The organism is Moorena sp. SIO3B2, from assembly GCF_010692525.1.
In the GTDB taxonomy this organism is placed as follows: domain Bacteria; phylum Cyanobacteriota; class Cyanobacteriia; order Cyanobacteriales; family Coleofasciculaceae; genus Moorena; species Moorena producens.
The window spans coordinates 1-2,663 of the sequence record NZ_JAAHHE010000631.1; the positions used below are offsets into that span (position 1 = coordinate 1).

Annotated in this window: 2 protein-coding genes; one reads left to right on the top strand and one right to left on the bottom strand. The window is 41.8% G+C overall.

Features of this window, described 5'->3' with window-relative positions:
* Positions 1–820: 820 nt before the first annotated feature.
* Positions 821–1,057: a ribbon-helix-helix domain-containing protein gene (locus tag F6K38_RS39140; protein WP_287249020.1), complete on the top strand. Its 237-nt coding sequence runs from the start codon at positions 821–823 to the stop codon at positions 1,055–1,057.
* A gap of 67 nt (positions 1,058–1,124) precedes the next feature.
* On the opposite strand, the gene polA is transcribed toward F6K38_RS39140, so the two are convergent.
* A partial coding sequence (gene polA / locus F6K38_RS39145) for a DNA polymerase I (RefSeq protein ID WP_287360313.1) occupies positions 1,125–2,663 on the bottom strand: 1,539 nt, incomplete at its 5' end.

Here is a 2,663-nt window from a genome sequence, read left to right on the forward strand (position 1 = left end):
CTATAGCCCCCTCATGGGTTTTAGCTTGCTCTGATGCTACATAGTTCATCTGTTCTGCCACTTTGATCTACTCCCAATTTGATCGGAACTTGGAAGACACAGGGATTCTAGTATTTGTAAGGCATGGGTTTTACCTTTTACTGTAATGAATTTCAATCAATACATTTATAGAATGATCTAACCCGGCTTGGCAGTACCCTTGAGGGTACCTTTTCAGCAGCTGGTCACTATGATGGCATAACCTGAGAGAATGACAACCAGGCTAAAAATGCCTTGGGGTAAGCTTTTCAGCCATGCTACCCCAAAAAAGATTGGGTCGATTGACAGGTTGATTAACGCCCCTATTTGCGATGGCCAAGTCTAGAAACCTAATTTTTTCGTTGGTCAAGTTCAATTGCTATGGGGATCCCTGGGGACATATTATCAAAGGTAACCCAACTGAAACCCTTGCCACACAGAGCTTACAGGCTAATTTTTACCCCCTCAGTGGCATAACTTAGCCGTGATTATCGGTTAAGGTCGAAATTACAAGGGAGCATTTCACTTATGCAGAGCATTTGTAGTAAAGCTATAGCCCCCTCATGGGTTTTAGCTTGCTCTGATAGTATATAGTTCATCTGTTCTGCGACTTTGACCTGCTCCCGACCTCTCGTGCTCAACCAATCATTCACAAAAGCTTCCGCTAAGAGCGATCGCACTATTCTCTGTAGGGGCTATTCTATAGGACAGGCAAAACAAATGTTTTCTAAGTGCTGGAGCTATTACAATCTTGGTATAACCAAGGTATGATTAAGAATTAGGGCTTGTTGCTAAAGTCACGATGAAAACTGAAATTTCACTTCCAGACTCAGTTTTTGAAGAAGCAGAAGCCCTTGCTCAACAGATGGGCTTATCACGTAGTGAACTCTACCTAAAGGCATTAAAAGCTTATCTTAAAAGGTACAATCGCGATCAAATTTTACAGAAGCTGAATGAAGTCTACTCTAAAGAGTCTTCTGAGCTAGATCCAGTGATGGCAAAGATACAGTTCATGTCTCTGCCTAATGAAGAATGGTAATGTATCGTCCTAACGCTTACCACTAAGCTGATGAGTGCGATCGCACTATTGCCTATTGCCTTTTGCCTCACTTCGCTTCCATCCAATTATCCCCAGCATGTATTTCAACAACTAAAGGAACACTCAACTCAACTGCGGATTCCATAGTTTCCCGAATTTTTACCTGCAATTCTTCCCATTCATCTGGGGGAATTTCAAAGATTAATTCATCATGGACTTGTAATAGCAACCGCGCCTGATATTTATGTAATTCTTGATACAGATTAACCATGGCAATTTTGATTATATCAGCGCTAGAGCCTTGAATCGGGGAATTAGCTGCTGCTCTTAATGACCCAGCATCATAGGGATTGATACTCTTAAGTTTATCGAGATCAATCTGATCGAGAGGCTTACCTTGCAGCCTTCTAAGACTGTTACCACTAAAGCTAAAGTAGCGACGGCGTCCGAGTATAGTTTCTACATAGCCTTGTGCGATCGCTTTTTTCTTAGTTTCCTCTAAATAAGCAAACACCAGAGGATAGCGCTGATTCAATCGATCAATAAATTCTTTTCCTTCAGCTGTCGATACCTTAGCTTCCCGAGCAAACCGTTGTGCTCCCATGCCGTAAATTACGCCAAAATTAATTATTTTACCCAAGCGCCGCTCTTCAGCAGTAATGTCTTCTTTGTCAAATAACATTTGCGCTGTCAAGGTATGGACATCGGCTTGAGTTTGGTAAGCTTCCACTAGCACTGGCTCTTGACTCAAGTGAGCTAGGATTCGTAACTCAATTTGGGAATAGTCAGCAGATACCAACAGCCAACCGGATTCTGGAATAAAACCCTTCCGAATCTGGCGACTAAAATCAGTACGAATAGGAATATTTTGTAAATTAGGACTAGAGGAGGATAGTCTACCAGTTGTAGTCACGGTCTGATTAAAATCCGTATGTACTCGTTTAGTATCAGAACGCATCAGTGCTGGTAAAGCATCCACATAAGTAGATTTCAATTTAGATAAACTACGGTACTCCAAAACAGCATCTACTACGGGATGGTCTCCTTGTAATTTAGCTAAGATAGTAGCATCGGTAGAGTAACCCGTTTTGGTTTTACGAGACTTCCTACGATCTAACCCTAGTTTCTCAAACAGTAACTGACTCAGCTGTTTAGGGGAACCTAAATTGAATTCTTGTCCAGCATCTTGATAGGCTTGCTGCTTAATTGCCACTAAATCCTTTTCCAGCTCTTGAGAGAACTGTTCCAGATAATCCTTATCAATACTAATCCCCTGGTATTCCATCTCAGCTAATACCGGTTCCAGGGGTTGCTCTACATCTAGCAACAATTCCTGCAATGCAGGAATTTTCGCCAATTCCTCTCGTAATTTAGAAACTATTCCGAAGGTGGTATAAGCATCCATCCCACAGTAATCCGCTACCGTGGGAATGTCTAAATCTCCGATAGTTTTCCCTTTTGGAACCAAGTCATCATAACTTTGTGCTTCTATTCCCAAATAGTGCAGCCCTAAGTCACTAAGTTTATGGCTAGTTTCAGGATTAAGTACATAACTTGCTAGCATGGTATCGAATACAACTCCTGCTAGCTGAATCCCGTTACAACG